At 63.1% G+C, this 24,507-nt stretch carries 22 protein-coding genes; 13 read left to right on the top strand and 9 right to left on the bottom strand.

Going from position 1 to position 24,507, the window contains the following annotated elements; translation table 11 throughout:
- Positions 1 to 45: 45 nt before the first annotated feature.
- Positions 46 to 933, top strand: coding sequence for a hypothetical protein (locus J7392_RS17050; RefSeq protein WP_247744626.1), 888 nt, complete (start codon positions 46 to 48; stop codon positions 931 to 933).
- A gap of 237 nt (positions 934 to 1,170) precedes the next feature.
- Here the strand turns inward: J7392_RS17050 and J7392_RS17045 are convergent, their stop codons facing one another.
- A complete protein-coding gene (locus J7392_RS17045; RefSeq protein WP_348540708.1) occupies positions 1,171 to 1,935 on the bottom strand; it encodes a DeoR/GlpR family DNA-binding transcription regulator in 765 nt (254 codons plus the stop codon).
- Positions 1,936 to 2,105: 170 nt separating this feature from the next.
- On the opposite strand from J7392_RS17045, the gene J7392_RS17040 reads away from it, so the two are divergent.
- The 8 genes from J7392_RS17040 (at position 2,106) to J7392_RS24250 (ending at position 9,224) form a co-directional block, all read left to right on the top strand.
- Complete coding sequence (locus tag J7392_RS17040) at positions 2,106 to 3,074, top strand: ABC transporter substrate-binding protein (protein WP_209218632.1); 969 nt, start codon at positions 2,106 to 2,108, stop codon at positions 3,072 to 3,074.
- Positions 3,071 to 4,777: an iron ABC transporter permease gene (locus J7392_RS17035; protein ID WP_209218631.1), complete on the top strand. Its 1,707-nt coding sequence runs from the start codon at positions 3,071 to 3,073 to the stop codon at positions 4,775 to 4,777. Before J7392_RS17040 ends, J7392_RS17035 begins: the two co-directional genes overlap by 4 nt.
- Positions 4,765 to 5,814, top strand: coding sequence for an ABC transporter ATP-binding protein (locus J7392_RS17030; RefSeq protein WP_209218630.1), 1,050 nt, complete (start codon positions 4,765 to 4,767; stop codon positions 5,812 to 5,814). The genes J7392_RS17035 and J7392_RS17030 overlap by 13 nt, the downstream gene beginning before the upstream one ends.
- A 51-nt stretch (positions 5,815 to 5,865) precedes the next feature.
- Positions 5,866 to 6,882 carry an MBL fold metallo-hydrolase gene (locus J7392_RS17025; protein ID WP_247744625.1) on the top strand — a complete coding sequence of 339 codons (1,017 nt, stop codon included), beginning with the start codon at positions 5,866 to 5,868 and terminating at the stop codon, positions 6,880 to 6,882.
- Complete coding sequence (locus J7392_RS17020) at positions 6,879 to 7,424, top strand: histidine phosphatase family protein (RefSeq protein WP_209218628.1); 546 nt, start codon at positions 6,879 to 6,881, stop codon at positions 7,422 to 7,424. The genes J7392_RS17025 and J7392_RS17020 overlap by 4 nt, the downstream gene beginning before the upstream one ends.
- Positions 7,421 to 7,885, top strand: a complete 465-nt coding sequence (locus J7392_RS17015) for an HAD family acid phosphatase (protein WP_209218627.1) — start codon at positions 7,421 to 7,423, stop codon at positions 7,883 to 7,885. Before J7392_RS17020 ends, J7392_RS17015 begins: the two co-directional genes overlap by 4 nt.
- Before the next feature lie 298 nt (positions 7,886 to 8,183).
- Positions 8,184 to 8,972 carry an AraC family transcriptional regulator gene (locus tag J7392_RS17010; RefSeq protein ID WP_247744624.1) on the top strand — a complete coding sequence of 263 codons (789 nt, stop codon included), beginning with the start codon at positions 8,184 to 8,186 and terminating at the stop codon, positions 8,970 to 8,972.
- Positions 8,973 to 9,224 carry a helix-turn-helix transcriptional regulator gene (locus J7392_RS24250; RefSeq protein WP_348540710.1) on the top strand — a complete coding sequence of 84 codons (252 nt, stop codon included), beginning with the start codon at positions 8,973 to 8,975 and terminating at the stop codon, positions 9,222 to 9,224.
- 244 nt (positions 9,225 to 9,468) lie between these two features.
- Here the strand turns inward: J7392_RS24250 and J7392_RS17005 are convergent, their stop codons facing one another.
- From J7392_RS17005 to J7392_RS16980, 6 genes are all read right to left on the bottom strand, one after another.
- Positions 9,469 to 10,149 carry a hypothetical protein gene (locus tag J7392_RS17005; RefSeq protein WP_209218626.1) on the bottom strand — a complete coding sequence of 227 codons (681 nt, stop codon included), beginning with the start codon at positions 10,147 to 10,149 and terminating at the stop codon, positions 9,469 to 9,471.
- Entirely contained in the window at positions 10,146 to 11,009 is an 864-nt protein-coding gene (locus tag J7392_RS17000) for an SDR family oxidoreductase (protein ID WP_209218625.1), read from the bottom strand. The genes J7392_RS17005 and J7392_RS17000 overlap by 4 nt, the downstream gene beginning before the upstream one ends.
- Positions 11,010 to 11,023: 14 nt before the next feature.
- Complete coding sequence (locus J7392_RS16995) at positions 11,024 to 11,392, bottom strand: hypothetical protein (RefSeq protein ID WP_209218624.1); 369 nt, start codon at positions 11,390 to 11,392, stop codon at positions 11,024 to 11,026.
- Positions 11,393 to 11,402: 10 nt separating this feature from the next.
- Positions 11,403 to 11,582, bottom strand: a complete 180-nt coding sequence (locus J7392_RS16990; RefSeq protein ID WP_209218623.1) for a hypothetical protein — start codon at positions 11,580 to 11,582, stop codon at positions 11,403 to 11,405.
- Between the two features lie 11 nt (positions 11,583 to 11,593).
- Entirely contained in the window at positions 11,594 to 11,959 is a 366-nt protein-coding gene (locus J7392_RS16985) for a glycine zipper family protein (RefSeq protein WP_209218622.1), read from the bottom strand.
- Positions 11,960 to 12,058: 99 nt separating this feature from the next.
- On the bottom strand, positions 12,059 to 13,069 hold the full coding sequence (locus tag J7392_RS16980; protein WP_209218621.1) for an AraC family transcriptional regulator: 1,011 nt from the start codon (positions 13,067 to 13,069) through the stop codon (positions 12,059 to 12,061).
- Between the two features lie 112 nt (positions 13,070 to 13,181).
- Here J7392_RS16980 and J7392_RS16975 point away from each other — a divergent pair, with 112 nt between their 5' ends.
- A complete protein-coding gene (locus J7392_RS16975; protein ID WP_247744622.1) occupies positions 13,182 to 14,399 on the top strand; it encodes an alpha/beta fold hydrolase in 1,218 nt (405 codons plus the stop codon).
- Positions 14,400 to 14,490: 91 nt separating this feature from the next.
- On the opposite strand, the gene trpS is transcribed toward J7392_RS16975, so the two are convergent.
- Together trpS and J7392_RS16965 are read right to left on the bottom strand one after the other, a co-directional pair.
- Complete coding sequence (gene trpS / locus J7392_RS16970) at positions 14,491 to 15,492, bottom strand: tryptophan--tRNA ligase (RefSeq protein ID WP_209218620.1); 1,002 nt, start codon at positions 15,490 to 15,492, stop codon at positions 14,491 to 14,493.
- An 853-nt stretch (positions 15,493 to 16,345) separates the two neighbouring features.
- Positions 16,346 to 19,225 (bottom strand): response regulator, encoded by a 2,880-nt coding sequence (locus tag J7392_RS16965; protein WP_209218619.1) that lies wholly within the window; start codon positions 19,223 to 19,225, stop codon positions 16,346 to 16,348.
- A 372-nt stretch (positions 19,226 to 19,597) separates the two neighbouring features.
- On the opposite strand from J7392_RS16965, the gene J7392_RS16960 reads away from it, so the two are divergent.
- The 3 genes from J7392_RS16960 to J7392_RS16950 all read left to right on the top strand — a co-directional run bounded on the left by J7392_RS16960 (position 19,598) and on the right by J7392_RS16950 (position 24,504).
- A complete protein-coding gene (locus tag J7392_RS16960) occupies positions 19,598 to 20,728 on the top strand; it encodes a metallophosphoesterase (protein ID WP_209218618.1) in 1,131 nt (376 codons plus the stop codon).
- Positions 20,725 to 23,325 (top strand): chromosome segregation protein SMC, encoded by a 2,601-nt coding sequence (locus J7392_RS16955; RefSeq protein WP_209218617.1) that lies wholly within the window; start codon positions 20,725 to 20,727, stop codon positions 23,323 to 23,325. The genes J7392_RS16960 and J7392_RS16955 overlap by 4 nt, the downstream gene beginning before the upstream one ends.
- A gap of 72 nt (positions 23,326 to 23,397) precedes the next feature.
- The gene (locus tag J7392_RS16950; RefSeq protein ID WP_247744621.1) at positions 23,398 to 24,504 is read left to right on the top strand and encodes an AI-2E family transporter; all 1,107 of its coding nucleotides are present in this window, start codon (positions 23,398 to 23,400) and stop codon (positions 24,502 to 24,504) included.
- Positions 24,505 to 24,507: the final 3 nt, after the last annotated feature.

Below are 24,507 nucleotides of genomic sequence, written 5' to 3'. Positions count from 1 at the left end.
GGCACTTTCAATTTTGAGCGCAGTGGGGGGAAGATGCGGAAAACTATGACAATTACAGCTGTGCTGGCTGCGAGCCAAGCCGCTGCGTTTTGCGACGAAGGCATTCTGGAAACCGATGTGCTTTGTGTGACCGAAGAGGCAGAAGAAATTAAACTCTGCCGCACGGTCCACCCGATGACCGAGATGGAGATTTTGACTCTTAACGTTGATCCGGCGATCTCTAAGGGACCACACAGCGAGGTGGCACGGGATATTCCCTTTGCGATGACACTCGGGACAGGTGGCTACCCTTGGGACAGTTATGGCCTGACTTTCTTGGACGAGGGCGGACACGCCGTGCTCAACCTGCGCCGTGCGATTGATGCCGTGGATAACAGTCACGTTGAAATCTCGCTCGACCTGTTCGGGCGCGGGGCCGAACCGCAGCGCACTTTAACCTGTATGGTACCCGCCTTGCGCGCTGAAATTGACGCTCTGCTGACGACACGCGGCATTGCGGCAAACGGCGCGCGCACGGGCCCTTCCGCAGACAGCCGCCCCTTCTACATCCCGCGCCAACGACTGCCTGGAGATACGCCTTATGGCGGCTATGCTTGCCGCGAAGTCGGTCTGGTCGAGAGTAAGGAAGGCTCTGACGCGGGTCAAATTGCGCTTTACACCGCCGCCTTTGAGGACGCCGCGATCATGGGTTATCTCAGCCCCTACGACGCCACGGGAGCCTTCGAATGCTGGAATGAAAACGGTTTCAGCGGCATTGTCTGGCCCGATAGGGACAAGCGCGGCGATGACCTTCCGTGGTCCATGCTCGATTTCGACGCACGTCTTGTCGCCTGCGGCCTGAACGAGGCTAACTGGCCACCGAACGTTGCCTATGACGGCAAATGCTCCAGCGCATGGGTGACGTCCGGTTCGGTTGCTGGTTTTGGCGGCTGACACAGCTTCAACTTTGTGGTTCCACCGGCCGATCATGCCCTTTGACACCGCATTGCGCACCTGCAGCGAACTTCCGCTTTCCGCCCAGTATCACGCTGTCGAAAACGGCCGTAAACCGACCTCCAAAAATAGGCCGGACGCAGCATCGCAGCACCTGCAAGCGGACATTGATCCGTGCCAATACTCTTCCAGAGGATGTGACGGGCTGACCTGCAGGTTAGCCAGCGAACGAGGGTGTCAAACTTGGACAATCTGACATCCATGTCGAGAGCAGCTATCAAGTACCGATGCTGAAAAACGTGCCCCTGTCACGATCAAATCAAAGTCCCAAGCGTGACCCATCTGGAAAGGCAGGTCCAATCCGTTCTTCGTGCTGTCCACCACCAGAATGCTCTTCTTCCCACAGCCGGCAATGGCCTTGCGGGCGGACATTTCGTCGGCGTTGTAATCCAGTACCTCGCCCTCTTCGGAAAGGCCTCCGCAGCTGAACACCGCATAATCAACCCGATACCTTGAGAAAAAATTGAGCGTTGACGTGCCGATCATATCCAGATCGCGCATTCTTACGGTTCCGCCTGCCAGTTCAACAGCAACGCCAGGGGCTTGTTGCAGGGCGCAGACAGCGTGAATGCTGTTGGACGCGACGAAAAGGTCTTTATGCGAAGCCAAGAACCGCGCGCAGGCTTCTACCGTTGTGCCGGTGCCCAAGGCCACCCGTGCGCCATCGGGGATAAGACCCTTTACTGCTAATGCGATGCGCTGCTTTTCCTGTCGCGCGATGCCTTCGCGGGGCAGATAGCCGATATTCTCACTCTGCTGGCGCAGGCGGGCATAGCCGTTGCGTCGCTGGACAAGTCCCGCTTCGTCAAGATCGCGCAGGTCGGCTCGTATGGTTTGTACCGAAACCGAAAGCTCGGACGAAAGCTCGGATGCCGACAGCGTTTCGCGCTCGGAGAGTAGGGCAATAATCTCGTCTCTTCTCTGGGTAATATCCCGTCGCACGGTCATTTCCTTCGAAAAACAATCATAATTTTCGATAGGTTAGGAAATGAGCTCAGGCCTCGCAATATAAATAAAAGTTTCAAAGAACCGTTACAAAACTGTCAGAAAACTCAGGGATAAGGCTCTCGTGAACTGCTTTCGTTCGAAAGTAAAAACCCCAGGAGAGTTCCATGAAATCCTTCGTTACATCCACCGCTTTCGCGCTTTTGGCCAGCACGGCCATGGCCGATACGATCACCCTCTACACATCGCAGCCGAATGCGGATGCGCAGAGGACCGTGGACGCATTTATGGCTGCCAACCCCGGCACCGAAGTTGATTGGGTCCGCGACGGCACAACCAAACTTATGGCCCGCCTGCGCGCCGAGATCGAAGCGGGCAACCCGCAGCCCGATGTCTTGCTGATCGCCGATACTGTGACGCTGGAGGGCATGGCCCAGGAGGGTCTGTTGACCGCCTATCAATCGCCCGAAGCCGGTGACTATGACGCGGCGCTGCATTCTGCCGAAGGCTATTACCACTCGACTAAATTGATCACCACCGGGATCGTTTACAACACAGGTGTCGAGACCGCGCCGACTTCGTGGACCGACCTCTCGGACGAAGCCATCAAAGGGCAAATCGCGATGCCCTCTCCGCTTTATTCCGGTGCCGCGCTGATCCACCTTGCCACGCTGACTGGCGATGAGACTTTGGGCTGGGAGTATTACGAGAACCTCGCCGCGAATGAGGCCCGCGCGCAGGGTGGCAACGGCGGCACCTTCAAAGCCGTGGCTTCGGGTGAGAAGCCTTATGGCATGGTCGTCGACTTTCTGGCAATCCGCAACAAGGCTGAAGGCTCCCCGGTTGATTTCGTCTTTCCCGAAGAGGGCGTCTCCTATGTGACCGAGCCGGTGGCGATCATGTCTTCTGCCAAGAACGTCGAAGGTGCCGAGAAATTCGTCGACTTCCTGCTCAGCACTGAAGGCCAAGAATTGGTTCTGGACATGGGTTATATCCCTGCCCGTAACGGCATGGGCGTACCCGAAGGGTTCCCCGCCCGCGAAGACATCAAACTGATGGCCTTTGACCCTGCCGAGGCCCTCGCAAATGCCGACACCAACAAGGCCAAATTCGCAGAGCTTTTCGGCGCTGAATGATGAGTGTCGCACAACAAACTGGAGGCAGCCGGACCGAGGCCCGGCTGCTCTCTGCCATTCTGATCGTCGCCATCTGTCTGACGCTTGCGCCGGTCCTGCGCCTGTTTGTCGAGGGTGTCACGGATCAAGGCAGCCCCAGTCTGACCCTTATGCGCGATGTACTGACGCAACCCTCGACCCTAAGTGCGCTTAAGCATTCGCTGGTCACGGCGGGTTTTGGCACTTTAGTGTCGCTGGTGCTTGGCGCGGCCTTTGCCTTTTTGGTGGCGCTGACAGACCTGCGGGCCAAGGCGGCTTTGGTCTTTTGCCTGATGATCCCGATGATGATCCCGCCGCAGATCACCGCACTATCATGGACCCAGATCATGGGGCCATCTTCGGTCTTGCTAAAGACATTGGGCATTGCCCCCCCGCTTGGCGCGCCCCAGCCGCTTTACTCGCCGGAGGGCATCATCCTGTTGCTGGGCATCCAGCATATGTCGATCATCTTCCTGACCCTTCGCGCGGGCCTGCGATCCATCCCGCAAGATGTGGTAGAGGCCGCCCGCATCAGCGGTGCCAGAGGGCTACGCACATGGTGGCAGGTTGTCATGCCCCTGACCTTGCCCAGTCTCGCGGCGGGCACGGCTATTACTTTTGTCACCGCACTTGGCAATTTTGGCATTCCCGCGATGTTGGGCATTCCTGCAGGCTATGTGACGCTGCCGACGCTGGTCTATCAAAAGCTGGCTGGCATGGGCACGACCGTTCTGGCCGAGGTTTCAGTTCTGGCCATGCTGATCGGGGCGGTCGCCGTGGCGGGCATCTTATTGCAGCGCCTATGTCAATCGCGCCAGAAGTTGCACCTTGTGGGCAGCACCTCCCGGCCGCTGGCCCTGCCCTTGGGCGCGGCCCGTTTGCCGGTTGAGATCGTGCTCTGGGCCGTGGTCTTTGCCATCCTCGTCCTGCCGATGTTCGGCCTCTTGGCGACGTCACTCGTGCCTGCCTATGGCGTGACCCTGCGCTTTGACACGGTGACGCTTGCATCTTGGTACGAGGTATTGTTCCGCCAACCTGTCACTTCGCGTGCCTTTGCCAACTCCTTCGGACTGGCCGCAGGCGCCTCAGCGGTTTTGGCGGCAATCTGCCTGCCTCTTGCGTGGCTGATGGAGCGACGCAAAACGCGGCTCGCGCGGCTGTTCGACAGCCTGCTCGATCTGCCCTACGCCCTGCCGGGTGTTGTCCTGTCGATCGCGATGATCCTGCTGCTGATCAAGCTGCCTTTTACCGAAGCCACGCTTTATGGCACCATTTGGATCATCTTTCTGGCCTATCTCGCGCGGTTCTTCGCGGTGATGTTCCGCCCGGTTCAGGCAAGCCTGAAACAGTTCGATCCTGCCATGGATGAGGCCGCGCAATCGGTTGGTGCCTCGCTCTACAGGCGGCTACGCGATGTGATCTTTCCGCTTTCGGCCCCAGCGGCAGCGGCGGGGGCGATCCTTGTGTTTCTCACCGCGTTCAATGAACTCACGGTTTCTGCGCTCTTGTGGTCCTCGGGCACCGAGACATTAGGCGTGGTGATTTTCAACCTCGATGACAGTGGCGAAACCGGCATGGCCAGCGCCTTGGCGATGACCATCGTCTTTGTGGTCATCGTCCTCATGGCGCTAATCCAGTTGTTTTCCCGCCGCTTTCCAAAAGGAGTTGTCCCATGGCAGACATAAACCTGTCTTCGGTCAGCAAGACATTCGCAGGCACCCCTGCCCTACAAGACATCACAACCCGGTTCGACGACGGCGAATTTATCGCACTTTTGGGGCCGTCGGGCTGTGGCAAGACCACTCTTCTGCGCATCTTGGCGGGGTTCGAGACGCCCAGCAGCGGTCAACTCCGCATTGGCATCCGCGAAATGGCCAATGCTCAAACAGGGGTGAACCTGCCGCCCGAAGAGCGCAACATCGGGTTTGTGTTTCAATCCTACGCGCTTTGGCCGCATATGTCGGTGCGGCGCAATGTGTCCTACCCGCTTGAAATCCGCAGGTTCTCCAAGTCCGAGGTAGCAAAACACACCGATGCGGCCCTCGCCTCGACGGGACTTGAGAATTACGCTGATCGCATGCCCTCTGACCTTTCGGGCGGACAACGGCAACGGGTGGCTTTGGCACGCTGCCTTGTCTCTGATCCCTGTGCCGTGCTGCTGGATGAGCCCTTGGCCAACCTTGATGTGGCGTTGCGGGCCACGATGCAGGGCGTCTTTACTGATTTTCACAAGCGCACCGGGGCCACAATGGTCTATGTCACTCATGACCAGGCCGAAGCCATGGCGATGGCCGATCGGATCGCCGTGATGGATCAGGGCCGCATTCAGCAGTTCGACACGCCGCAAACCCTCTATGAACGGCCTAAAAACCGCTTTGTTGCTGAGTTCGTCGGGCGCGGCACCGTGGTGCCGGTGCAAGAGGTCACGCAGGCCGGAGATGCCCGTCAGGCGCGGATACTGGGGGCCGAAGTTGCGGTTCAGTCCGCAAGGGCTGAGACGCGGGTCAGCCATGTCTGCCTGCGCCCCGAAAACCTGACCATCTCGGAGAGTGGCGATCTGCGCAGCAAGGTCGCGCGGGTCACCTATATGGGCGGAAAATACCTATTGGAAACGGTGACCGATTGCGGCGCGCGCCTGTTTGCAGAAACCCGCGCCCGCTTTGACGTCGGCACGCAGCTGGGCCTGACAATCACCACCCCTTGGGCCTTTTCAGAGGATTAAATGCAAAGCATACGACTACTTTCCGGCATCGGGGACAAAGGCCCCGCGTGCATGCAATTGACCGTGGATAATCGGATATGGCTGCTTGATTGCGGTTTTGGCCCCGAAGCCAATGCGCATTTCGATCCTGCATGGCTCGAAGGGGCCGAGGCGGTGTTCATCACCCATGATCACATCGACCATATCGGCGGCGCGTCGCATGCGGTTGAAGCGGGTCTGCCCATCTATGCCACAGCGCAAACGGCCAAAGCCCTGCCGCCCGCGGCCAATGTGCATCTGCTGCCCGAACAGGGTCAGACGGCGGTCAACGGCGTGACCCTCACCACCGGGCGCAATGGTCATGCGATGGGCGGCGTCTGGTTTCACTTCGATCTGGGCGAAGGGCTGTTCTATTCCGGCGATTGGTCAGAGGAATCCGATTGGTTCACCTTTGATGTGCCACCCCCTGCGGCGACCGCGATTTTGGACTGCTCTTATCACCTTGATGATGTGCCACAGTCGGATCGGTTCGACGCGTTGAATGCCTTGCTCGATAGGGTCGACGGTCAAGTGCTTTTGCCCGTCCCCCCCTCTGGCCGCGCGGGCGAGATGGCGCTGCATCTGGCGCGGCGCTACGGCTGCGAAAGCGTGATGTTGGACCCTGAATGCCAAGATACGCTGCGCGCTGCACTTAGCAGCGGTGGTGTGAGTGCCGAGGCCCGCCTCATCGCCCCGCTGTTGGACCGCGGCCCGATGGAGCAGGCGCGGTTCTTGATCTGCGACACACCCAACGCCGACGGCGGTGCTGCTTGGGGCTATGTGCGGGCTTGGCATGAAAGCGGGCGTCTGGGGCGCGACGCGCATGTCGTGTTCACAGGCCATATGACGGCACATGCGCGGGGCATCTGCAGCGTCCCGGGTGGATATTTTCAGCGTTGGAACGTCCACCCACCGCTGCGCGATCAGCGCAAGATGCTGGAACGTCTCGGTGCAAAACGCTTTGCGCCCGCGTTTTGCACACAGCCCGAAGATTACCTCGTCGAAGGGCTCGACGCCGAGGTATTCTTTCACGATCGGGTGCGCCTATGACCGCCGCAGCTTTGCCATCGCGCAGCTTTTGCCTGATCCGCCACGGCGAGACGACCGCCAATGCAGACGGGATCATCGCCGGGGTAACCGATGTGCCGCTGACCGAGCTGGGCCGCGATCAGGCCTGCTTGCTATCACGAAGAATCTGGCCAGAACCGATTGCGATCTACGCCAGTCCGATGTCACGGGCGCAGAATACGGCGCGGCTCGCCTTTCCGGGTCAGCGAATTGAGTTGCACGATGGGTTGCGTGAGCGAGACTGGGGCGTCTTCGAAGGGCGACCGCTGAGCGATCAGCCCCTCAGGGAAGCCACACCGGACCGAGGCGAAAGCTGGCCCGATATGCTTAAGCGGGTACAGATCGCGATAAGGGAGATTTGCGCAGCATCTCCGACGGCCTTGCCGGTCCTCGTATGTCACTCCGGTGTCATTCGCGCCGCACGCGTGCTCTGGACAACGGGTGATGTTGGCCAGCGTCCGCCCAATGCGACACCCCTCTTATTCGAAATCACCGAGAATAAACTACTGGAGCAAACCCTATGACCCAAACCGCAGCGACCCCATGTGTGGTTTTTGATGTCGATGGCACCCTTGCTGAGTTCGACGCAGAGCGTCTGGGCCATCTTGTGCATGGCGTGGAAAAACACTGGGGTGACTTCCACCTCGCAATGGCAGATGCCGCACTGATTGGCCCGGTCGCAAAGTTGATGCGACGATTAAAAGAAAGCGGTGAAACCATTCTAATTTGCTCCGGACGGCCAAAGGGCTGGGCTGCACATACGATTGCATGGCTGCGCAAACACGATCTGCCTTTCGACGGGATATACCTGCGCGCCGAAGATCAGGATGAAGCCACAGATCCCGAAGTGAAACGACGCGCATTGAAAGAAATGCAGGCGGATGGCTTCAAGCCTTGGCTGGTGATCGATGATCGTAGCTCTGTGGTCGAGGCATGGCGCGCTGAAGGGTTGATATGTCTGCAATGCGCTCCGGGGGACTTTTAGAGTTAGGTCAAAAGACGCTACTCAATTGGCCTTTGTTTTCCTGAAAATTGTGTAGCTGGAGCGAGACCGGCTGAAGGACCGGTCGCTATGCTAATGCTCTTGCTTGACGCGGCGAACGATTGCTGTCTGGCCATCAGGTAAATTGGCGCTTTATGGCCCAAACCGGCCCTTGCCGATTTAGTCAAGCGATGTGTTGCAGCTTCACCAGACCGGCCATTCGTCTATGGTGCAGCACTTTCTGATGGTCGGGGACGGGCGTGATCGAACGAGCCCATCGGACATCCGCATAGCGTCGAGCTTGGCCGATCCCGACCCGCGCCGTAGACTGCCGCGCATGGGATATGTGACGTCGCTCTTTGCTCGCAAGATTGTCGCCGCGGCAGGCGATGGCATCGACGCCAGCGAGATTCTGTCCTCGGTCGGGATCGACCCGAAGAGCGCCTGGGACAGCGGGCAGATGATCCCGGCCGAACGCTACTACGACATGCTTGAGCGCATGGCCGCGCAGATCGATGTCACCGATCTGCCCGTGCGCACCGGCGCGTCCATGCGGCTCGCCGAATACGGCGCGCTGGGGCCCGCCTTCAAGGCGGCGACAACGCTCGGCGCATCCTACGCGCGGATCGAGCGCTATGCCCGGCTCTGGACCAGCGTGGTCGAGTATGAACAGCGCGAGGCGAAGGGCGGTACGCTCTTCATCCTGAACCGGGCGGGCGACAGACACCTTGGGATGCGGCTGTCGAACGAAGCAACGCTTGCGAGCGCCGTGTCGATCGCCCGGCAGGTCAGCCCGGAGCCGGTCTTGCCCGAGATAGTGCTGGTGCGACATGCCGCGCCGCGATCCGTCGCCGCGCACGAAAATTGGTTCGGCTGCCCGGTCCGGTTCGGCGCGGATCTCGACGCGATCCTCTACGCAAACGAAACGCTGGATCGGTCGAACATCCTCGGTGACGAGGGGATCTCTCGCTATCTCATTTCGCATCTCGATGTGGAGTTATCCCGGATTTCGAACGCGCGCGATCTGGTGAGCCGCTCGAAAGATGCCATCGCCCAGGCGCTGAGCGAGGGCACACCGAAGATGGCCTAGATCGCGCGCGATCTTGGCTTTTCCGCGCGCTCCTTCCAGCGCCGCCTCTCCGAGCACGGGATGAGCTACTACGCCCTGACCGAGGAGACGTGCCGCGAGCTGGCCGAAGGGCTCCTACGGGACGAGCGCCATTCGCTGGCAAAGATCGCCTTTCTGACGGGCTTTTCCGAGCAGAGCGCCTTCCCCCGCGCCTTCAAGCGCTGGATGGGGACGACGCCGGCGAGCTACCGCAAGGATCGCCTTTTACCCTGAGCCGCTCTTGGCGCTGCTGCTCTTCGGGCTGACCGCGCTGCCCCAGGCCCAGCCCGCATGTCCAGAAGTGGAAGACAACATGGCCGATCAACCGACCCTGCACCTGCTCTGTGGCCGGATCGCCTCAGGCAAGTCCACGCTGGCGACTGAGCTTGGTCACGGTCCAAGGGCCGGAAGAGGGTTTCGTGATCGAGGTCCATCCGGCCCCGACCCGTTAAGCACTCCGGGGCCAGTGCCCCAAGGGTCAGGCGGCGACCCGCTTGCCGAGCGTTTCCCGGCGGACCCGCAGGAGCGCTACACTGACGGCCACGAACCAGGCGATGGCGCCAAGACCAAAGACGGCACCAATAATATCGCCAAGCGGCGGCAGGATGGTCAAGAGCCCTGCAGCACCGCTTAGGACGCCGATCCCGGCGGTGACGCGGCCGAAGGTGCCACCCTTCAGCGCCGAGAGACTGACCGCCAGAATCCAAGCGCCGCCGGCGATTTCGTTGCCGCCGCCAAGGCCCAGTTCGACGGCGTGCAGGGTCTGCCACAGGGAGGCTGCAGCTCCGGGGTAGTCGGTCAGAGCATGGGTCTGTTCGACGGCGACATTGGCGATCATCCCGGCGCCGAGGACGAGCGTGGCCCAGATCATGCCGAGTGTTCCGGTCAGGACGGCGGCGTCCGCCCGCGCGACGGCGATCTGCTGGCGGAGTGCGACGACGAGCACCGCGAGCGCAAGCGCGTTCACGATGTAGATCACGGCATTCCAGGCGATCATCACGTCCGGGCGTTCCGCGATGAAGGCGACGACGGCGGCGGTGTCGACGTCGCCCGAGCCGAAGCCCAGAGGGGCGAACACGGTGACAATCATGACGAAGCCGACAAGGTAGGTCGCGGCGCAGGTCAGGGCGGCAAGGCCGCCGGCTTTGCGGAGGGTCATGGACGGTGTCCTTTCGGGTAGTCTACCTCATCGGCGAGGCCTGCGAAATGGTCGGAAAGGTGCCGCGTCCCGAAGCGGGGCGCGACCATGTCCATCCCGAGCGCGGTCAGGAAGAAGCGCGCGGGGCCGCTCATGCGGCGCGGCAGGATCGGCAGAACGGCACGCGCGGCACGGCGCAGGATGTCCGGAAGATGGGTGATGCGCGGCTCGGTCCCCTGCGCGGCAAAGGCCGCAAGCGCAATTTCGTTCTGCGTCATCACGTCGGGGCCGCCGATCTCGGCCCACCCCCGGCCGGCATCGGTCGCGTCTGCGATGGCCTCGGCCAAATCGGCGCCGTCGATTGGGTTGAGGCGCTGCGATCCATCGCCGAACAACCAGACACGGCCCTGCCCCGCCATCGCGAAGATCCCGCCCATGTCCGAGAAATACCCGGTCGGCGCGATCACCGTCGCCGGCATGTCAGAGGCACTGAGCGCCTCGACAAACGCAGCCTTGGCATCGACCAGCGGCACGCCGGCCAAGGCGCCGGCATTCAGCACATGGACATAGGCAAAGCGTTTCACGCCCGCCGCCTTTGCCGCCTGCAGAAGATTCAGGTTGGCCTGAAAGTCGACCTCGCGATAGCCCAGCCCGTCGGCCTGCCGTGTGATCCCGAGTGACGATACGACGAGGTCCACGCCATCCATGACGCCCGTAAGCGTTTCGGGTCGGGTGGCCTCGGCCTCGACCAGCACATCGGCAAGCCCTTCGGCCCGGGCAATATCGCGGACCAGCGCCGTGACGTGGTGCCCGCGCCGCGCGTATTCGGCGCAGAGAAAGCGTCCGAGGTAGCCAGTCGCACCAGCGATGAGAACGTTCATGGATCGTCTCCGGGTCAGAGGAAGCCGACGCCAAGCGCGGCGGCGGCCATGAGGAAGAGAACCGGCGTCCAGAGCAGGCGCTCTGGGCGCGAGGGGCTTGCGGCATTGGCGGCCAGCGACAGCAGCGTCAGGACGACCGCGGGCCAGAACAGGACGGCCACGGGCAATGGGCCAATACCGGCCCGGGCGAGCACCGCCCCGGCCATCGTGCAAAGCAGCGCCGCCTGTACCAGCGCGAGCACGCGCCAGGCGGGCGGCAGACAGCCGGGAAAGCGGCCCCCGACCGTCAGCCGTCCGAGAGGGGCGCCCGCCGCGTTGGCCAAGTGTATTAGCACCGGCAACGCGGTCAGGCCGGCGTAGGCGAAGGCGAGGGTCTGGGTCATCGGCCTGCCCTCACCGCCACCGAAAGATACGCGCCGGGCGGGAGCACCGCTCTTCGGGCGGCTGATCCACCGGCAGGCCGATATCGCCCCAGAGGTGCCGCGGCGGATAGGTGGACCGCCATGACGGCTGTCGCGGCCCGCCCGTCAGAAAGTGGTGCAGGCCGATCATGCGCGTGTGGATGTCGTGCATCGCCCCCTCCCTCAATTGACAACCGCGTGGCCGCGGCCGCGCAGACAGTTCAAGACGATTGTTTCGCGCGCCTCACTCGCCTCGGACGCACCCATCGCGGCGCCGGCCAGTGCGCCGGCAACAGCCCCGCCGAGTGCATCGCCATCGTCGTCCACTTCGCCTAGGGCACCGCCGATCCCGGCGCCAATGGCGGCTGAGGCCATCGTCTCGTGATCGAGCTGCTTCTGATTGCGTGCGAGACTCCGGCAGTCGGACAGGTCGCTCTGGAACTGCGCGTTCGGCGCGCCGTCGAGGAGCGGATCCACATTCGTGCCCATGTCGGCACAGGCGCCCAAAAGTCCTGTCAGGCAAAGCGGGGCAATCATCATCGGTTTCATATCTTGTTTCCTTCGACCGTGTGTTGTGTCGAGGGAGGGTCTACGCGTTCGTGACGGTCGACGGCATGACCGCAGGGATCAACCGATTGACCGCTGGTATCAACCGGCAAGCCAGGCGGTCGGGCTTGTCCCGGTCCAGCGCCGAAAGGCCCGCACGAAAGCCGATGCCTCGGAGAAGCCCAAGAGGTAGGCCGCCTCGCCCACCGAGACTTTCCGCGCGCTGAGGTAATCCATCGCCATCCGGTGGCGCAGGTCGTCATGGACCTGCGCGAAGGTGATCCCCTCGTCCTTCAGACGTCGGTAAAGGGTCTGTCGACTCATGCCCAGATCGCGCGCGATGTGGTCCATCGACAGCGTGCCTTCGTGCAAGTCGGCCAGCATCCGCGTCTCGACGGCTGCGCGCACGGTGTCCTGCGTCGCAAGCTCCTCCAGCAGCCCGTCGGCATGACGCGTGAAGACGCCAAAGACATACTCCTTGCCGCCGTCGAAGGCCTCGTCGATCCAGACCGGATTGATACGAAGCGCATTGCGCGCGGCGCGGAAGGTCACCGGCACTCGGAACAGATCGGGGTAGCGGTTGGCATGGGGCGGCGGCGCGTATGTCACCTCCAGCGCCTGCTCGAAGGGGTGTTCGGGGGCAGAGCGGCGGAATTCGGAGATGAACCGCGCAAAGCTCGCCTCCGTCGCCATCCAGCTTCCATCGCAGGGGCGGTGATCGATCAGCCAGACCGCGCCGCCTTCGCGCGCGATTCCGAAGCGGTCCTGCCTGCCGGGGATCGGAACATCCGCCATGAGCCGCGCGTAACGATTGAGCTGACCGAGGCTGTGCGGAAAGGAAGAGGAGGCATGCATGATCTGCCCGACGATGGACATGGTTTCCAGCCGGGTTTCCAGCACGTGGCGCAGAAGCAGCGAGGTGTCACCCACGGCCTCGATCCCCGCGGCAATGAGGGCCTGATAGGCGGAAACGGGAATGCGCGTGTCCTGATCGCCGAGCGCGTCTTCGGAGAGTTCTGCGGTCGCAAGCAGGCCCGCGCGCGGCGCACCCTCGGCCACGGCATAGTCGAGAAAGGCCGAGGCGAACCCGGCGGCCATGGTCTGATCCGACATGCGTCTGTCCTTTGGGGTCAAGATCCTGATGCGCCCGGTCATGCCGTTGCCGAACCGGCGGCTGCAGAATGTCCGAAGACATTATCTAAGGACAACCCTTATTCTGCGCCCCATGATTTCTCTGATCGTCATCGTCATTGGTCTCTTTGCCATCGGCTTCACATCGCTGATGTGGATCACGCGGGTGCCGCCACAAGTTCCCGCCACGGTTGTAGACGACCCCGCGCTGCCCCGGCTTTCTGGCGATGGCGTCCTGCTGCATGGCCGCTTCGCCGAAGCGGAAGGCGCACCGCTCGCCGTTGTGCTACATGGCGGTCCGGGCGGCGACCATCGGTCTCTGCTGGCGCTGGACGCGCTAAGCGACACCTACCGGGTCCTTTTCTACGACCAGCGCGGCGCGGGCCTGTCGGAGCGGGTGACAGAAGCGCGGCTGGGCATGGCGGATCACCTTGCCGATGTCGATGCGCTGATCACCGCGCAGGGCGGCGGCCCCGTTCTGCTGATCGGCCATTCTTGGGGCGCGATGCTGGCCACGGCTTACCTCGGCCATCGCCCCGAAGTGGTCTCCCGCGCCGTCCTAATCGAGCCCGGTTTTCTTGACGCGGAAGGGCTGTCTCTGACGGCAGCCGGGCGGCGGCTGCTGCCGCAGGCGCTCGAAGCCGAGGCGGCATTGCTCAAGGGGTTCAACGCGGTGCAGGGGCTCGACCGCGAGGCTGCGGGGCGCATCCGGCTGTCGGCCGATCCGATGACAGCGCATCACCTGCTGGCGCCGGTGATGGCCGAATTTACCGCGCTCTATCCTGAGATCGAAATCGAGCTGCGGCTTGCCTATACGCTCGACTCGATCGCTCGGAATGAGACTGACGTCTCGATCCGCCACGCCGCGGCGATCGAGGACGACGCGGTGGGGCGCAAGCTCTTTCCACTGTCGATCGGCGTGGTGGCGTCGCGGGACTACATCGACCGGGTGCTACCTGCGGCAGGCAGCAAAGGGCGCGGTCTGAGCTGGATCGGTTACGGGGACGTGCCCGAGCTTTCCACCATGATCGCAGAATCCGCCTTCCCGGAGGCGCGCGTCCGCCACTCTGTGCCCGACCCGGAAATGCATCTGCACTTGGTCCGCGCCAGCGCGGGGATGACCTTCCTTGCAACCTGGGTCACGGCGGTCTTCCCCGAGCTACAGCGCGTCCCCGGCACCGAACTCGACCAGCGGCGTTCGACCTGGGTTCTCTTGCACAGCGATCTGCGCCGGGTGCGCCGGGTCCGGCTCTTCGTCGACTACCTTTGCAGCGCGCTCCAGGAACGACGCGCGGCATTTCTGGGATCTTGATTTGATCGACTTCCCGTTAAGGTCGGAACACATGGTCAGACCGCTAAAGAGACGAAACAGACCTTGATCCCGATCGTTCAACGCGGCTCACCTACAGTTGGAATAAACCTAAGGCATTCACCACCTCGCGTTTTGTCGCCTCGGTTCGCTCAAGCGCCCGTTCCGTGCCCTCTTTGATTACCTCAAGAACGTATCCCCGGTCCTCGGAGAGTTGTGCCCTGCGCTCACGAATTGGGGCAATGAGGTCTTGGAGAATAGCTTCCAGACGCGCCTTGATCGTGCCATCGCCAAGTCCTCCACGCTGATACTGTGTCTTGAGTTCGGCAAGCTCGTGCTGGTCCTGATCGAAGGCGTCGAGATAGGCAAAGACGACATTGCCTTCGATGCAGCCCGGGTCTTCGACACGCAGGTGGTTCGGATCGGTGAACATTGCCCGAACAGCGCTTCGGATCTTTTCTGGCGATGCGGACAGCGCAATGGCGTTTCCACTGGATTTCGACATTTTGGCCTTGCCGTCGATACCGGGCAACCGACCCGCTTTGGGGATGATCGCCCGAGCTTCGGGCAGCACGAGGCAACCTGCGACTGCATTGATGCGCCGCACAATTTCGTTCGTCTGCTCGATGAGCGGGGCCTGGTCTTCGCCGACCGGAACGACAGTTGCCTTGAAAGCGGTAATATCCGCAGCCTGCGCCGCTGGATAACAGAGAAACCCTGCGGGAATATCGCGCCCGAACCCACGCGCGCGGATTTCATCCTTGATCGTCGGGTTGCGTTCGAGCCGCGCGACCGTGACAAAGTTCAGGTAAAGCATCGACAGTTCGGCCAGCGCTGGAATTTGCGATTGCAGGCAGATGGCGGTGCGCCCGGGGTCAATGCCAACGGCCAGATAGTCAAGCGCGACCTCGATCACGTTACGACGCACTTTCTCTGGATCATGCGCGTTGTCTGTCAGGGCCTGGGAATCCGCCAGCAGAAGGAATTGTTCATGGCTGTCCTGATAGCGCAGCCGGTTTGAAAGTGAGCCTGCATAGTGCCCAATGTGAAGCGGTCCCGTCGTCCGATCGCCTGTCAGGATGGTTGGTCTGTTCATTTTGCGTGTTCTCATGAATTGAGAGGCAGCGCGTCGGGAAGCTTGGAAAACAAAAGGCCGCCCGTGCGGCGGCCTCGGAATAGGTTTAGTCATCCGGCCACCCTGTCAGGAGGTCAGCCACCAGATCATTGCGATGGTCTTAGTGTTTTCCATAAGACGGCAGATATCGTCGACACGATCATGCGTCAATCGACTGGTAGAAAGAGTTTGATCCAACGTTTCGCTGCAGAAGTAATGAAAGTCCGCTCAGTCCTGTCAGCCGGCGTTAACGCAGCGCGCAGAGAATGACGGATTTCTGCCCTCTATCCCCAAGTTCTCACATCCGCAGAGAAAACTGAGCGCCTGCAGCGAACGGCAGAAAGGTTCCACTCAACTATTCCAACCAGAGTATCACCGATGCGTAGGTGAGCAAAACCGCACAGGCCGCGCCGGCGCAGAAAAATGTTGCGCGCATCGCGATTTCCCGGCCGAGTTCCTGCTCTAAGCCTCAGACGAGCCTCCCCCAGCCATTGCCCTCGACGGCATCGAGCCCCATCCGGTGCGGCGATCAATTTTGGAAACTAAGCTCAAACCGTTGAGCGCCCAACTCTGCTACTAAAGCGCTAAAAACCTCGGAAACGGTCTGCACGTTACTAAATCAAAACGATAAAAAGAATGTCCTACCGATCGACCATCGGCGCCACGCTCAAGCGCGCGTCGCGACAAACCTCGGCGTGAGTGAGTTTTTGGTCGCGCAAGTGGCGGGCTCCGTCTTTGGGTTACGGCCTTCTGCACGGCTTCGCAACGGTGGCGCAAGCTGTTCTTATGCCGCAGCCGCCCCCGCGCAGAATGTCGCGAGGCGCGGCTGGCCGCGTCACACCGCCGTCGCCGTTTCCGTCTGTGCCAGAATGCCCAAACGCGTGAAAACCCGTTCAAGGTCGCGGTCACCGAAAGGTTTCTGCACCACGGCACAACGGCCCAGCGCTTCGGCGGCGGGGACTTCCGCTTGGCCGGTGGCAAAGATGATCGGCATATCGGGATGCGTTGCCCGGACCCGGGTCGCCACCTCTTCGCCTGAGATATCTGGCAGGCCCACGTCGATCAGCAGCGCGTCGTACGCGCCAGCTTGCAGCCTGTCCAAGGTTTCCTGTCCCGAGGCGGTTTCCGTGACTTCGGTGCCAAGCCCGCTGAGGATATCCGCCAGATCGAGCCGGATCAGCGCGTCGTCTTCGCAGAGCAGCACATGACGGGGCCGGTCGGGCAGCTCCTGCGCCGGAGTCTCGGTCTTGGTCGAGGTGACCGGGGCCGAAGACAGCGCATCGCGCACCTTGATCGCCAAAGCGTCTTTGGTGAAGGGTTTGGCAAGGAACTGCACCCCGGCGTCGACTCGGCCATCGCGCACGATCGCATCGCGCGAATAGCCCGAGATGAATAGGATCGGCAGATCGGGCCGCTCGGCCTGAAGGGTTTCGGCCATCTCGCGGCTGCTGAACTCGCCGGGCATGACGACATCCGATATCACAAGGTCGAAGTCCGGCGCTTGCCGTGCTGATTTGAGCGCCGCGGTGGGGTCTTCTGCGGTGCGCACGCTATAGCCCAAGTCTGTCAGCAAGGCGGCGGTGGCGTCGCGCACCTCGGCGTCGTCTTCGACCAGCAGCACGGACTCACTCCCGCCTGCGATCTCGGAGGGGTCATGCCACTGCAAAGGCTCCGCCGCCGTCTCGGCCCGCGGCAGCAGCAACGTCACCGTCGTGCCCGCGCCGGGGCGACTGGCGATGGTCACCCGCCCGCCCGATTGCCGCGCGAAGCCATAGACGGTGGACAGGCCCAGTCCCGTGCCCTTGCCCACGGGTTTGGTGGTAAAGAAGGGGTCGAAGACCTTGGCCAGCGTCTCGGCCGGGATGCCCGGCCCGTGGTCGATGATTTTGACCTCAACATAATCGCCCGCCACCATGTCAGGCTCACCAAAAAGCTCTTCGGGGCCGACGTGCCGGTTTTCGACAGCAATCCTCAGCTTGCCGCGCCCCTCCATCGCGTCGCGCGAATTGATCACGAGGTTCAGCACCGCGTTCTGGGTGCTGGCGGCATCGGCATAGGCGGGCCAGAGAGCCTCGGGCGTGTCGATCTCGACCTCCATCCCCTCGCCCAAGGCGCTGCGCATGATGTCGTCGATATCCCGCAGCAGATCGCGCAGGTCGATCGAGCGGGGCTGCAACGGCTGGCGGCGGCTGAAGGCGAGCAATTGCGAAGAGAGCGAGGCACCGCGTTCCACCGCGCGCATCGCCGCATCAATCCGCACCCGCGCAGGCGAATCCGCGGCGATCTCGCGCGCGGCCATGGTCAGGCTGCCGGTCATCACCTGCAACAGATTGTTGAAGTCATGGGCGATGCCCCCGGCAAGATTGCCCACCGCCTCGACCCGCTGGCTCTGCGCCAATCGGTCATGCAGTTCTTCCAGCTCGCGGTTGCGTTTCTCGACACGCTCTTCCAACGTCGTGTTCAGATCGGCCAACTGGCGCGACAGTTCTTTTTGTTCGTGAATGTCGGAATTCGTGCCAACCCACCGCATCAAAGCGCCTTGGTCGTCCCGGATCGGCGCGGCGCGCACCAGATGCCAACAATAGGCCCCGTCGGCGCGCCTTATGCGAAATTCGGTCGCGTAGACCGTTCCGGTCTCAGCCGCATGGGCCCAAGCCGCAATCGCCTCTGCGCGGTCATCGGGGTGAATGATCGTCGGCCAAGCGTCGCCCACCAGACTGCCCGGTTCCGCGCCCGAAAAGGCGTAGACCTGATCGCTGATCCAATCAAGCCGCCCATCGGCGGTGGCGGTCCAGACATGAACCGGCATGGTATGGGCCATGGTGCGGAACCGTTCCTCGGCCTCGCGCAGCCGGGTTTCGGCAAGCTTATGGGCGGTCACGTCATTGCCTTGGATCATGATGCCGATGGTCTCGCCATGGACGTTGTCGAGCGGTTGGAACACGAAATCCACCACGACACGTTCCGCCGGACCCTCGGCGCTGCGCCGCACCCATGCCTCGGCTCCATGTTGGCTGACGGCCTCTCCGGTCCGGTAAACTTCGTCGAGCATCTCGAAGAAACCTTGGCCCGCGATCTCGGGCAGCGCCTCGCGGACGGGTTTGCCGATGAGGTCCCGTTGGCCAACCAGTTGCATATAGGCGGCGTTGACCGTGCGGAAAACGTGGTTCGGCCCCATGAGGGTGACCATGAAGTTCGGCGCCTGTTCGAAGATCATCTTGAAAAGGCTTATGCCGGTATCAAGCTCTAGGTTCTGCTGCGTCACCTCATGTGCACGGCGCATCACGGCGGCATGGGCAGAGCCCGCTCGCTCTTCGCCGGGGGTTTCTGCGATATAGGCTTCGGTCACATCCTGCGTGTGTTGCAAAAGGAATTCCACCTCCCCTTCCGGGCCCAGGATCGGCGTATGGGTCGCACTCCAATACCGGTCCTCGGTTTTGCCATCGGCGGTGTCGATCGGATAGGGAATGACCGGTAGGTGATCGGTGGTGCCGTCGCGAAACACCCGCTCGAAAGACGCCCGCAACATCCGCCCCGACTCGCTTTCGGGGTCGGAGGGAAACTCTTCGAACAGGACTTTCCCGATAAGCCGTTCCAACTGGCGGTCCGTGACCTGCAGATAGGCGTCATTGGCCCAGACCACCCGAAGCTCACTGTCCAACAATACGAAAGGCGACGGCGCTGCTTGGAGGATTCTTTCAAAGTCGTGGTTCATCTTGGGGGTCTTCTATCCAATGGAAAGTGCTGATCGACAGGCCGAGGGGCGCGAGGACGCCCGCAGCTGACAAGCGGTGCCCGCCACGCGGGGGCGGATTTCGAATGCGGGTCTACATGGTATCCTATCTCGGAACTGTCGGGTTTGGGCAATGGCGCCGCTGCGTTTTAAACGCGTTTCGGGCATAGTTAGCGCGCAATCTGCCGAGTGCCAGAAATTCACGCATATTTTGCATGGCCTTGCACTCCGCGCTGAGTTTGCGATGAATGGGGTGGCAGCGATGGGCCGCCCCGGTTGGCCGCGCAGCCGATCGACCATTGCCCTTTGCCTATTTCACCCCCGCCCTTCGCCAAAGCCATTCAGGACTCCCGCATGACATTCCGCTTCATCCACGCGTCCGACCTGCATATCGGGCGCAAATTCGCGAATATTCCGCAAGCGCCCGACGGCAATATCCGGGGGCGTCTGATGGAAGCGCGGCATGGCGCCATTGCCAAACTGGCCCAGGCCGCGCGGGATCACGGCGCGGCGCATGTGCTCTTGGCGGGCGATACATTCGACACTGCCACGCCCTCGGCCAGCGTGCTGCGGCAGGCGCGCACCGCCATGGGCGAGGCGGCGGAGGTGACATGGTGGCTCCTGCCCGGCAATCACGACAACCTGCGCGATGCCGAACCCCTATGGGAGGTCATCGCCCGGGATGCGCCGCCCAATCTGCGCGCCCTCACCGAAGCCGCCCCGATCGAAATGTCCGAGGGGGTCAGCCTCCTGCCCTGCCCCGTCGCCTTTCGCGCGGGCGCCAGTGACCCAAGCGCCCCGCTGGACCGCATGCACAGCCCCGAAGGCCATATGCGCATCGGCCTTGCCCATGGCGGGGTCACCGATTTCACCGACAGCGGAGAGGCCATCGCGCCGGACCGGGACCAGCGCGCGCGGCTCGACTACCTCGCCCTTGGCGACTGGCACGGGCGGATGGCCGTCTCTGACCGGGTGCACTACTGCGGCACGCCCGAGCAGGACCGGTTCAAACACGGGCGCCGTGGCGTCTGCCTTGCGGTCGAAATCGCAGGCCCCGGCGCGCGCCCCAAGATCGAAGAGGTCGAGACCGGCAGTTTCCTGTGGTCTGAGGCCGAGGTTACGCTGCACCCCCGGCAAGATGTCGCGGCGGCCTTGCAGGCGCTCTTGCCCGAGACACGCCGCAGGGACCACCTCCTGCGCGTCAAGGCGGGGGGCTGGGCGAGCCTTCCCGACCGCGCGGCTCTTGCCCACGCGGCCCAAGCCTGCGCCCCCGATTTTGCCCATTTCGAATTGCTGACGGACGGATTGGGCACGCAGTATGAGGCCGCGGACCTTGATGAGATCGACCGCGGCGGCGCGCTCCGCATGGCGGCGGAAACCTTGGTGAGCGAGGCGCAGTCCGAGACCCTTCCCCAATCCGACCGTGACGTGGCCGCCGATGCGCTGGCCCGGCTTCACGCCTATGTGCAGGGGGCAAAAACATGAAAATCCGCGCCATCACCCTCAATAACGTCCGCCGTTTCACCGACCCCGCACAGGTCACCGGGATCGGCGATGGGATCAACGTGTTGAGCGAGCCGAACGAGCACGGCAAATCCACCCTCTTCGATGCGATACAGGCGCTGTTCTTCAAACCCTTCGGTTCGCGCGACAAAGAGGTCTCGGCCCTGCGCCCCCATGCGGGCGGCGCGCCCGAGGTGACCATCGAGGTCGAGACCGAGGCGGGCCGTTTTGCCCTGCACAAACGCTGGTTTCAAAAGCCCCTCGCCACCGTGCACCGCGAAGGCAAGCTGATCGCGCAGGCGGATGAGGCCGAAGCATGGATCGGGCAGCTGTTGGGCGGCGATGCGGGCGGCCCCTCGGGGCTGATCTGGGTGCGGCAGGGGATGACCGCGCTGACCGGCGGCTCGACCAAGGAAGAGAAACTGGCGCTGGAGGCGCGGCGCGATCTGATGACCTCGGTCGGGGCCGAGGTAGAGGCGATGACCGGCGGGCGGCGCATGGACAAGGCGTTGGCGCAATGCCGCGAAGAGCTTGCCCAATACGCCACCAGCACCGGACGGCCACGCACCGGTGGGCCGTGGAAAGAGGCGCAGGATCAGGTCGAGGCGCTGACGGCCACGCGCGATCAACTGGCCGCGACCGCACGCGCGTTGCAAGACGCTTTGGCCGAACGCCAGCGCGCGCGGCGCGCCTTGGCCGAGCTTGAAGCGCCCGAGGTGGTCGCCGAACGGCGCGAAAAACTGGAGGCCGCCCGCGCCGCCCATGCCGCCGCGACCCGCCATGCGGAAGAGATGGAAGCGTTGAGCCGGGCCGTGGAACTGGCCCGTCTCAACGCCGATAATGCCACATCCCGTCTCAACAACTACCGCGCCGGAGAGGCCGAGCAAAAGGCCGCCGGCCGCGCCGAGGCCGCAGCACGCGAAGCGGCGGAAGCGGCCCGCGCCGCCCTGTCAGACCGCCGCGCCACATTGGAGGCCGCAGAGGCCGCCGCCGCCGATGCCCGAACGGCGCTCAAGACCGCCGAGGATGACCACCGCCACGCCCTCCGCGCCCGTGCGGCCCGCGATGGTGCTGACCGACGCCAAGCGCTCGAAGCGCGTATCAAAGAGGCCGAAGACGCCCGCCGCCGGATGGAGACCGCCGCTGCCGCCGCCAAATCCGGCCCGGACGCCGCGGCGCTGCAACGGTTGGAAAGGCTTTCCGCCGAACTCTCTGCCAGCCGCGCCGCCCGCGACGCCGCGGCCCCGCAGGTGACGGTCCGCTACGCCCCCGGCCAATCGGGCACCATCCACGGCGATGACGGCCCATTGGCCGATGGCGCCCCCCTGCCCCTGCCGCGCCGCACCACCCTGCGGATCGACGGGATCGGCGATCTGGAGATCGAGCCGGGCGCGGGCGGCAGTGAAGACGGCTCGGTCGACGCCGCCGCGGCCCGGTTGCAAACCGCCCTTGACGAGATCGGCGCGGCTGATCTGGCGCAGGCCCGCGCCGCCGGGGCTGCGCGTGCCGAGGCCGCCGCGCGGCAGGGAGAGGCGAAAGCCGTGCTGGCCAGTCTCGCCCCCGATGGGATCGACGCGCTGCACCAAGCGCTCGCCGCCATTCCTGCGCCAGAAGAGGTCTCGGGCGCACCCGATCTTGCGCAGGCCGAAGACGCGCTGCAAACCGCGCAGGCCGCACATGAACGCTGCCGCATCGCGCGTGAGACTGCCGCCGAGGCGCTGGCCGATGCCAAGGCCGATGCCGCGGGCAAAGAAGCGCAGCTTGCCTCGCTCACCGACCGGTTGCAGCGCGCCGAGGCGCAGCAGGCCAAGCTGGGCGACGTCACCGAAAAAGACCTCGCCGCCCAAACCGTCACCACCGCTGCCGCGCTGGAGGCCGCCCGCCTCGCCCATGCAGAGAAGGCCAAGGACGCGCCGGATGCGGCCAGCCTTCAGGCCGCGCTCACCCGCGCGGAATCGGTCGAGACGCAGGCCCGAGAAGAGGTCGCCCGCCTGCACCCCCTGCTGGCCCGGCTGAGCGAACGCATCACCCGCGCCTCGGGCGATGCGGTGGAGGAAAGGCTGGCCGAGACCGAAGACCAATTGCAAGCCGCCGAAGCAGCCCTTGCCCGGATCGCCCATGAGGTTGCGGTGCTGACCCGGCTGCAAGAGGCCTTGCAGGATGCAAGGAACGAAGCGCGAGAGCGCTATTTCACCCCCATCGTCAAGGAACTGAAACCGCTGCTGCAACTGCTTTGGCCCGATGCGGAACTGACATGGGGCGAGGAATCGCTCCTACCCCATGCGTTGATCCGTGAGGGCCGGGAAGAGCCGATCGAGGTGCTTTCGGGCGGCACGCAGGAACAGGTGGCTCTGCTGGTGCGGCTGGCCTTTGCGCGGATGCTCGCCCGGGCGGGGCGTATCGCACCGGTGATCTTGGACGACGCGCTGGTCTTTACCGATGACGACCGGATCGAGCGGATGTTCGACGCGCTGCACCGGCAGGCGGGGGATATGCAGATCATCGTCCTGACCTGCCGCCAACGCGCCTTTCGCGCCCTTGGCGGGCAGGCTTTGCGGCTGCAAGCGGTGGCCCCCTAGCGCCGAATGAACTTTTCCCCCCGTTCGGCGTTAGCCTCCTGACGTATGCGCAGGGCATCTGGGGGGAAGACATTGAACGATATCGCCGCGATCAGACGACTGCTGGAGGTGCTGGTTCTGATCGCCCTCTTCGTGACGGCCTATTTCGCCAAGGACTTGCTGCTGCCGATCCTGCTGGGCTTTCTCCTTGCGCTGACGCTCAGCCCGCTGATCCGCTCTTTCGAGAAATTCGGCATTTCCGCCCCATTGGGTGCCGTGCTGCTGATTGGCTGTGTCGGACTGATCATCTTTGTGCTGGCTGGCCTGTCTGCGGGCACCGTGGCGACTTGGTCTGACGAAATCCCCACCATGGGCAACGAGATACGGCGCAAGCTGCAGGGCTGGGCGCAGACGGTTGAGGATGTCCGCTCGGCCACCGAACAGGTTGAACAGATCGGCACCGAGAATGGCAGCGGGAAGCCCGAAGAGGTGGTGGTCAAACAGCCCGGTTTGCTGGACAACGCCATGAACACCGGCGCGCGGATCGGGGGCACCGTGGCGGTCGCCTTGGTCCTGGCGCTGTTCCTGCTCGCCTCGGGCGATCTGTTCTACCTCAAGCTCGTGCAGTCCTTTCAGACCTTCACCGGCAAGAAACGCGCGCTGAAAGCAGTCTATGACGTGGAGCGCCGCGTCTCGCGCTACCTGCTGACCATCACCATCATCAACGCAGGCCTGGGCATTTCGGTGGGGCTTTACCTCTTCGCGCTTGGGCTGCCCGTGCCTTACGTCTGGGGCTTGGCGGCGTTCTTGCTGAACTTCCTGCCCTATATCGGCGGGGTGATCGGCGCGGTGCTGGTGGGGGCCTATGCCATCGCGACCTTCGACAGTGTCGGCTATGCCATCCTCGCCCCCCTTGGCTATCAGATCCTCACCGGGATCGAGGGGCAATTCATCACCCCCTACCTCGTGGGGCGGCGGTTGGAATTGAACACCGTCGCGGTGTTCCTCACCGTGGTTTTCTGGGGCTGGCTCTGGGGGATTGCGGGGGCGCTTGTGGCGGTGCCCTTCCTCGTCGTTTTCAAGGTGATCTGCGAGAACGTGACCGCGCTCAACATGATCGGGCATTTTCTGGATAAATCCGCCCCCGATGTGGCGGCAACCGCGGCGGATGAGCCCGCCGCGGAAAAGCCCGGTGGCTAGGGC

The sequence above is a fragment of the Sulfitobacter sp. R18_1 genome (assembly GCF_017743915.1).
Taxonomy (GTDB): Bacteria; Pseudomonadota; Alphaproteobacteria; order Rhodobacterales; family Rhodobacteraceae; genus Sulfitobacter; species Sulfitobacter faviae.
Note: the sequence above shows the minus strand (reverse complement) of the source record. Positions and strands in the feature narration are given on the sequence as shown.

Coding starts and splice junctions, on each gene's coding strand:
- J7392_RS17050 (WP_247744626.1), top strand. CDS start 46: ATGACAATTACAGCTGTGCTGGCTGCGAGCCAAGCCGCTGCGTTTTGC.
- J7392_RS17040 (WP_209218632.1), top strand. CDS start 2,106: ATGAAATCCTTCGTTACATCCACCGCTTTCGCGCTTTTGGCCAGCACG.
- J7392_RS17035 (WP_209218631.1), top strand. CDS start 3,071: ATGATGAGTGTCGCACAACAAACTGGAGGCAGCCGGACCGAGGCCCGG.
- J7392_RS17030 (WP_209218630.1), top strand. CDS start 4,765: ATGGCAGACATAAACCTGTCTTCGGTCAGCAAGACATTCGCAGGCACC.
- J7392_RS17025 (WP_247744625.1), top strand. CDS start 5,866: ATGCAATTGACCGTGGATAATCGGATATGGCTGCTTGATTGCGGTTTT.
- J7392_RS17020 (WP_209218628.1), top strand. CDS start 6,879: ATGACCGCCGCAGCTTTGCCATCGCGCAGCTTTTGCCTGATCCGCCAC.
- J7392_RS17015 (WP_209218627.1), top strand. CDS start 7,421: ATGACCCAAACCGCAGCGACCCCATGTGTGGTTTTTGATGTCGATGGC.
- J7392_RS17005 (WP_209218626.1), bottom strand. CDS start 10,149: ATGACCCTCCGCAAAGCCGGCGGCCTTGCCGCCCTGACCTGCGCCGCG.
- J7392_RS17000 (WP_209218625.1), bottom strand. CDS start 11,009: ATGAACGTTCTCATCGCTGGTGCGACTGGCTACCTCGGACGCTTTCTC.
- J7392_RS16995 (WP_209218624.1), bottom strand. CDS start 11,392: ATGACCCAGACCCTCGCCTTCGCCTACGCCGGCCTGACCGCGTTGCCG.
- J7392_RS16990 (WP_209218623.1), bottom strand. CDS start 11,582: ATGCACGACATCCACACGCGCATGATCGGCCTGCACCACTTTCTGACG.
- J7392_RS16985 (WP_209218622.1), bottom strand. CDS start 11,959: ATGAAACCGATGATGATTGCCCCGCTTTGCCTGACAGGACTTTTGGGC.
- J7392_RS16980 (WP_209218621.1), bottom strand. CDS start 13,069: ATGTCGGATCAGACCATGGCCGCCGGGTTCGCCTCGGCCTTTCTCGAC.
- J7392_RS16975 (WP_247744622.1), top strand. CDS start 13,182: ATGATTTCTCTGATCGTCATCGTCATTGGTCTCTTTGCCATCGGCTTC.
- trpS (WP_209218620.1), bottom strand. CDS start 15,492: ATGAACAGACCAACCATCCTGACAGGCGATCGGACGACGGGACCGCTT.
- J7392_RS16965 (WP_209218619.1), bottom strand. CDS start 19,225: ATGAACCACGACTTTGAAAGAATCCTCCAAGCAGCGCCGTCGCCTTTC.
- J7392_RS16960 (WP_209218618.1), top strand. CDS start 19,598: ATGACATTCCGCTTCATCCACGCGTCCGACCTGCATATCGGGCGCAAA.
- J7392_RS16955 (WP_209218617.1), top strand. CDS start 20,725: ATGAAAATCCGCGCCATCACCCTCAATAACGTCCGCCGTTTCACCGAC.